5 protein-coding genes and 1 pseudogene are annotated in these 6737 nt (G+C 65.0%); 4 read left to right on the top strand and 2 right to left on the bottom strand.

Annotated features, from left to right (window positions below):
- From addB to EN935_RS16700, 4 genes are all read left to right on the top strand, one after another.
- On the top strand, positions 1-1094 hold a 1094-nt coding region (gene addB / locus EN935_RS16715; RefSeq protein WP_127373450.1), incomplete at its 5' end, for a double-strand break repair protein AddB.
- The gene (addA, locus tag EN935_RS16710; RefSeq protein WP_127263187.1) at positions 1091-4609 is read left to right on the top strand and encodes a double-strand break repair helicase AddA; all 3519 of its coding nucleotides are present in this window, start codon (positions 1091-1093) and stop codon (positions 4607-4609) included. The genes addB and addA, both read left to right, overlap by 4 nt.
- A 77-nt stretch (positions 4610-4686) precedes the next feature.
- A complete protein-coding gene (trxA, locus tag EN935_RS16705; protein WP_127263186.1) occupies positions 4687-5010 on the top strand; it encodes a thioredoxin in 324 nt (107 codons plus the stop codon).
- A gap of 227 nt (positions 5011-5237) precedes the next feature.
- The gene (locus EN935_RS16700; protein ID WP_013528325.1) at positions 5238-5519 is read left to right on the top strand and encodes a cupin domain-containing protein; all 282 of its coding nucleotides are present in this window, start codon (positions 5238-5240) and stop codon (positions 5517-5519) included.
- 23 nt (positions 5520-5542) lie between these two features.
- On the opposite strand, the gene EN935_RS16695 is transcribed toward EN935_RS16700, so the two are convergent.
- Positions 5543-5962, bottom strand: a complete 420-nt coding sequence (locus EN935_RS16695; RefSeq protein WP_127263185.1) for a VOC family protein — start codon at positions 5960-5962, stop codon at positions 5543-5545.
- A 24-nt stretch (positions 5963-5986) separates the two neighbouring features.
- Positions 5987-6737 (bottom strand): annotated as a pseudogene (locus tag EN935_RS16690) (bifunctional folylpolyglutamate synthase/dihydrofolate synthase); the annotation flags it as partial.

The following is a 6737-nucleotide window of genomic DNA, read 5'->3' as shown; positions in this document are numbered from 1 at the left end:
ATTTCCAGATGGCCATGGGCGCCAAAAAGGTGGTGCTGGCCCGCTCGGCACGCGCCGGCGACGCCCCCGCCGTGCCGTCACGCTGGCTGCAGCGGCTGCTCACCTTCATCGGCAACGACCAGGCGGCGGCGCTGCGCCGGCGTGGCGACGAATTGCTCGCCTGGGCACGCTCGCTCGATGCCGGCCCGAGACAGGATTTCGCGCCGCGGCCGCAGCCGAAACCGCCACTGTCGGTGCGCCCAGGCCATTTCTCGGTCACCGAGATCGAGACCCTGCGCCGTGACCCCTACGCCGTCTATGCAAGACGGATCCTTGGCCTGATGCCGCTCGATCCGGTCATTCGCGACCCCGGTGCGGCCGAGCGCGGCACGCTGTTTCACGCCATCCTGCACCTGTTCTCGGCGCGCGTCGCCGATCCGCGCGCGCTCGATGCACTCGCCGGCCTCATCGCCGCCGGCCGCGCCTGTTTTGCCGAAGCCGCACTTCCGGCTGATGTCGAGGCGGTGTGGTGGCCGCGCTTCGAGAAACTCGCCGCCAACATCATCGAGTGGGAGCGCACGCGCGCCGACGCGGTGATCCGGCGGCACGCCGAGGAGCGCGCCGGAAAGACCGTCGTCGGTCAGTCAGGCGTGACGCTGTCCGGCTACGCCGACCGCGTCGATCTTCTGGCCGGCGGCATGGCCGACATATTGGACTACAAGACCGGCTCCTCGCCGTCCAAGGCGCAGGCGCACACGCTGCTGGCGCCGCAGCTGGCGCTGGAGGGCGCGCTGCTCAGGCGTGGCGCCTTCAAGGATTTGGGCGCGCGCGAGCCTTCGCAACTGGCCTTCATCAGGCTGAAGCCGAATGGCGAGGTGTTCGAGGAATCCATCCTCGAACACAACCGCCAGCCCCGAACCGCGACCGATCTTGCCGAAGAAGCCTGGGCGCGGCTGGAAAAGCTCCTGATCCACTATGCCGACCCGGCGACCGGATACCTCTCGCGCGCGTTGCCGTTTCGCGAAGGCGAGACCGATGGCGACTACGACCATCTTGCCCGCGTGCTTGAATGGTCGGCAGGCGGCGATGCCGGTGACGAGGGAGGGGAGGCATGAAGAAGGCCTATCCCATCCCCAGCGACACCGCGACCAGCCAGGCCCGCGCCGCCGATCCTGGCAATTCCGCCTGGGTGTCGGCGAATGCCGGCTCCGGCAAGACCCATGTGCTGGCCCAGCGCGTCATCCGGCTGCTGCTGCGCGGTACTGACCCGTCGAAGATACTATGTCTGACCTATACGCGCGCCGCTGCAGCCAACATGTCCAACCGGGTGTTCTCGACACTGTCGGAATGGACGACGCTCGGTGACGCGGACCTTGCGGCAAAGGTCGAGGCGCTGGAAGGCCGCCGGCCCGATCTCGAGACCATGCGCCGGGCGCGGCGCCTGTTCGCCGAGGCGCTGGAAACACCCGGCGGGCTGAAGATCCAGACCATCCATGCCTTCTGCGAATCGGTGCTGCACCAGTTCCCGCTGGAAGCCAACATCCCGGCCCATTTCGAGATGCTCGACGGCCAGATGGAGGCATCGCTGTTTGCCGCAGCGCGCCGCGACATGATCTCCGGCACAGCCGCCGGCGACGCGGATCTGACCGAGGCCTTTGCCACCATTCTCGACCGTGGCGGCGAAGCCGGGCTCGACGCCTTGCTGGGCGAGATCGTGCGCAAGCGCGACGGCTTGCGCCATTTCATCGACGCTGTTGGACGCGACGGCATGCGCTTCCAGGCTTTGTTCGATGAATTTCATTTCCACCCCGGCCAGACCGCCGAAGGCATAGCGGCTTCGGTATGGCCGTTGCCGGGTTTTCTGCCGGACTATTTTGCCGGCTTCGCTCAGGCCGCTGAAGCCACTGATGCCAGATCGGTGCTGAACAACATCCTGCCCTATGCGCGCCAGGCCTTCGCCGAGGGCGATCCCATTCGCCGCCTGCAACTGCTTGCGCGAGCACTCCTCAAGACCGATGGCGATGCCTACGACCCGGCAAAGGCCTTCAAGAAGGCTCTGGTCGACAGGCTGCCGGATCTGGCGGATCGTTATCTCTCGGCGACCAAAGCCATCATCGAAACAGTCGACCGGTTGGCCCTGTTCAGGATGCTGGAAGGCACACGCGCCGCGCTGACCATCGCCGACTGGCTGATCGCCCGCTACGAGGTGCTGAAGCGCAGCCGCGGCTTTCTCGACTTCAACGATCTGATCACCCGCACCGTCAACCTGCTGGCGCGGCCTGACGCCGGCCCCTGGGTGCAATACAAGCTCGACCAGGGCATCGATCATATCCTGCTCGACGAGGCGCAGGACACCAGCCCGGATCAATGGGAAGTGGTGAAGCGCCTGGCGGAAGAATTCTTTGCCGGCTTCGGCGCCCGCGACAGGGTCCATCGCACGGTCTTCGCCGTTGGTGACGAGAAGCAGTCGATCTATTCGTTCCAGGGTGCCGCTCCGGACTCCTTCGCCGACAGCCGGCTGTTGTTTGCGGGACGAGTGCGTGACGCAGAGGCGTCCTTTGCCGACCTCAAGCTGACCTGGTCGTTCCGCTCGACCGACGACGTTCTGACCGCGGTCGACCGCGTCTTTGCCGACGCAAGCGTGCGGCGCGGCATCAGCCATGATCCCGATCCGCTGCGCCACCAGGCGATCCGCACCGATGCGCCAGGCTATGTCGAGGTGTGGCCGTCGGTCGGCGCCGATGTCGTCGATGAGCCCGACGACTGGACGCAAGCCATCGACCATGCGCATGCGCCGGCGGTGCGCGTTGCCGAGAATGTCGCCGCCACCATTGCCGGCTGGATCGGCACCGGCGAGATCATCGAAGGCCGCGGCAAGCGGTTGCGGCCGGGCGACGTGCTGGTGCTGGTGCGCAAGCGCGATCGCTTCGTCCATGCGCTGACCCGGGCGCTCAAACGCCGCGACATTCCGGTTGCCGGCGCCGACCGGTTGAGCCTGCCAGGCCATATCGCGGTCAAGGACCTGATCGCGCTCGGTCATCTCCTCATCCAGCCGCAGGACGATCTGTCGCTCGCCGCCGTGCTGCGCAGCCCGATCTTCGATCTGCCTGAAGAGATGCTTTTCGAGCTCGCGGCGGAGAGGCCGCCGGGCCTGTCGCTGGTCGCATCGCTGCGCGCCCATGCCGACGAAAGCGAGCGCCTGGCGGCGGTCGTCGTTCAGCTTGACACCTGGACAAACGAAGCTGCCTTCAAGCCAGTGTTCGAGTTCTATGCCGCCCTGCTGGCGCGCGATGGCGTGCGCCGGAAGATGATCGCGCGGCTCGGGCCTGAGGCTGGCGACATCCTCGACGAGTTCCTGAGTTTCTGCCTTGCCGAGGAGCGAACCGGCCTGCCGGGGTTGGAAGCCTTCCTATCGACGCTGGAAAATGCCGGTCCCGAGATCAAGCGCGAGATGGACCAGACCCGCGACGAGGTCCGGGTCATGACTGTGCACGCCGCCAAGGGCCTGGAAGCGCCGGTCGTGTTCCTGGTCGATGGCGGTTCCGCCCCGTTCAGCGACCAGCATCTGCCACGCTTGATGCCCTTCGATGGCTCCGGCGCAAACTGGGACGGCAAGGGCTATCTTTGGCGCTCGGCCAGCGACGTTGCCAATGGCTTTTCGAAAGCAGCAGCAGCGCGGGCCCGAGAACTCGCCGACGACGAATACCGCCGGCTGCTCTATGTCGGCATGACCCGTGCCGAGGACCGGCTGATTGTCTGCGGCTATCACGGCAAGCGGGCGCCGAACGCCGGCACCTGGCACTCGATCGTCAGCCGTGCGCTGATCGGCGCTCCTGAAAGCGAGCAGCGTCCGCATCCCGCCGGCGGTGAGCCGGTGCATCGCTTCCACGTGACCAAGCTGCCGCCCGTCGCGCCAAGCTCCGCTGAGCAGGTACGGCAGGCCGATGCTTTCGGGCCATTGCCGGTGGGCCTGTTCCGGCCCCTGCCGCCTTTCGAGGATTTGCCGCGTCCGCTGTCGCCATCCGGCGCCTCGGCGCTGATCGACGAAGGCAAGGAAGCCGTGGTCGACAAGGCGTCGCCGGTGCTGGACGCCGATGCCGAGCCGGGCTTTGCGGTGCTGCGTGGACTTGCCCTGCACAAACTGCTGCAGATGTTGCCTGGCATTGCCGAGCCCGAACGCGCGGGCGCGGCGGAGCGCTATCTCTTGCGAACGGGCGCGGGCTGGCCTGCGTCAGAGCGTGAAAAGGCCCTGGCGTCGGTCACATCCATCCTTGCGGATCCCGGCTTCGGTCAGCTGTTTGCACCGTCGTCACGTGCCGAGGTCGCGATCATGGGCAGCCTGGAGGTCAAGGGCAAAAAGCGCTCGATTTCCGGCAAGATCGACCGGTTGGCGGTGACGTCGGACACGGTCTCGATCGTCGACTACAAGACCAACCGGCCGGCGCCCGCCTCTCTGGCCGAGGTTCCGCCGGCCTACGTCCTGCAGCTCGCTCTTTATCGCGCCCTGCTGCAGCCGCTTTATCCCGGTCGCGCGGTCCAGGCGGCCTTGCTGTTCACCGAGGCGCCACGGCTGATCGAACTGCCGGCCGGTGCCATGGATGACGCCCTTGCTCGACTCACGCGAGCGTGACACAACACCTGCTTGAAGAAGGGCACGATCACCACCACATTTGGTGGGACAAAAACTTTCGAAAGGATTTTTCCCATATGGCAACCGTCAAGGTCGACAAGAGCAACTTCCAGACCGACGTGCTTGATGCCAGCGTACCGGTCGTCGTCGATTTCTGGGCGGAATGGTGCGGCCCCTGCAAGCAGATTGCGCCGGCGCTCGAAGACATCGCCACCGAACTCGGCGCCAAGGTCAAGATCGCCAAGCTCAACATCGACGAGAATCCAGAGCTTGCCGCCCAGTTCGGCGTGCGTTCGATCCCGACGCTGATGATCTTCAAGGGCGGCGAAATGGCCGACATGAAGGTCGGTGCCGCGCCGAAGACCGCGCTGTCGCACTGGATCAATGGCAACCTCGCCTGATCCATCTGAAAATCATGATCATCAAGCCCGGCCTCGCGCCGGGCTTTTTGTTGGCGTCATCTGCAGTGCCGCGCGTCCTTGGACGCGCAAAGGACGCTGTAGCAGTTTGATTTGCGCATGATCCTTTCAGAAAATCGATTTCGATTTTCTGGGTCATGCGCTGCCACGCTCTGGCCCTCGCGCCCGGCCACTCCATGTCATCTGCTTGAGGCAGACAGGAGAACCCCATGACCGGATCCGCCAAGGCCACCGTCTTCATCGACAATGAGCGTGTCATCGTCACCGAATACCGCTTCGCGCCGGGGGAGAACACCGGTTGGCACCGACACGGCCACGACTATGTCGTCGTGCCGCTGATGGACGGCAAGGTGAAGCTGTTGACCAAGGACGGCGAATCCTTCGCCGAAATGAAGAAGGGCGCGCCCTATTTCCGCAAGGAAGGCGTCGAACACGACGTCATCAACGCCAATGAAGGTGAATACGCCTTTATCGAGATCGAGCTGAAGTAAGCCGTCAGGGCCGGCAGGCGCGGTTACCAGTCGGCGATGCGATCGCCTCCGGCGAATTGCGCGCTTTTTTCGGTATATTCGAACAGTTCGATCTTCACGTCGTTGGGGTCGCGAATCCAGGCCTGGAAGGTGTCGTCGCAGGCGTGTTTCTTGGTCGTGACGTCAACGCCTTTCGAGCGGATGTGGGCGATCGCCGCATCGATGTTTTCTACTTCGAGGCAGAGATGGTTGATCTGGTTCAGGTCGCTGTAGCGAGCTCCGTCCTTCTGGAACACCTCGACATGGCTGCGCCCGCCGCAATTGAGGTAGAACCCGAAAATCTTGCCGTCGCGCAGGAAATTGAACTGCGTATCCAGGCCAAGGACGTCGCGATAGAAGCTTCGTGTTGCGTCCAGATCATGCGCGAAGATGCAGACGTGGGCGAGCTGTCTGACCTTGATCATGACGGGTTCCTCGCAAATCCGACCTCAGGTCGGCGGCGTGCCGTTCTCGGCCAGCACCGCGCCGGCCAGGTACAATGAACCACCGATCAGGATGCGCGGCGCCGGGCCGTCCCAGGTGTCGCGCAGCAGCATCAACGCACTGGCGACGGAACTCACCGGCTCGGCCGTCAGTCCCGCTTCCGTCGCCCGGACCGCCAGTTCGTCGTTCGGCACGCCGGCCTCACTGAGGCTCACCGGCACTGTGTAGACATGGCGGGCGAGGCCTTTGAAGGCACGGAAATAGCCGCTCTGGTCCTTGGTGTTGATCATGCCTGAGATGAGGAAGAGCGGACGCGGGTTCTTTTCTTCCTGCTCGGCCAGCGCCTCGGCAATCACCACGCCGGCGCCCGGATTGTGGCCGCCGTCGAGCCAGATGTCGGCGCCCTTCGGCGCCAGTTCGGCCAGCCGGCCCTGCGCCAGTTTCTGCATGCGGCCGGGCCAGGCGACATTGATCATCGCCTTTTCGGCGGCGCGATGGCTGATCTCGAAACCGGCCGCCTTGACCGCGGCGAGCGCCGCCGCCGCATTGGCGAACTGGTGGCGTCCGGGCAGCCGGGGCGGCGGCAGGTCCATCAAGCCGTCTTCGTCCTGATAGACCATGCGGCCATTTTCCTCGAAGGCGAGGAAATCCTGGCCGTAGACGAAAGTGGGGCACTCAAGCCGCTCGGCGGTTTCGATCAGCACCTGCAGCGCCGTCTCGCTTTCCTCGTCACCGATGACCACCGGCCAGCCGCGC

It is taken from the genome of Mesorhizobium sp. M7D.F.Ca.US.004.03.1.1, from assembly GCF_003998635.1.
Taxonomy (GTDB): domain Bacteria; phylum Pseudomonadota; class Alphaproteobacteria; order Rhizobiales; family Rhizobiaceae; genus Mesorhizobium; species Mesorhizobium loti.
This window is presented reverse-complemented; position numbering and strand designations above follow the sequence as displayed.

Bases quoted from the DNA above. Each gene is read 5' to 3' on its own strand.
- addA (WP_127263187.1), top strand. From the start codon at position 1,091: ATGAAGAAGGCCTATCCCATCCCCAGCGACACCGCGACCAGCCAGGCC.
- trxA (WP_127263186.1), top strand. From the start codon at position 4,687: ATGGCAACCGTCAAGGTCGACAAGAGCAACTTCCAGACCGACGTGCTT.
- EN935_RS16700 (WP_013528325.1), top strand. From the start codon at position 5,238: ATGACCGGATCCGCCAAGGCCACCGTCTTCATCGACAATGAGCGTGTC.
- EN935_RS16695 (WP_127263185.1), bottom strand. From the start codon at position 5,962: ATGATCAAGGTCAGACAGCTCGCCCACGTCTGCATCTTCGCGCATGAT.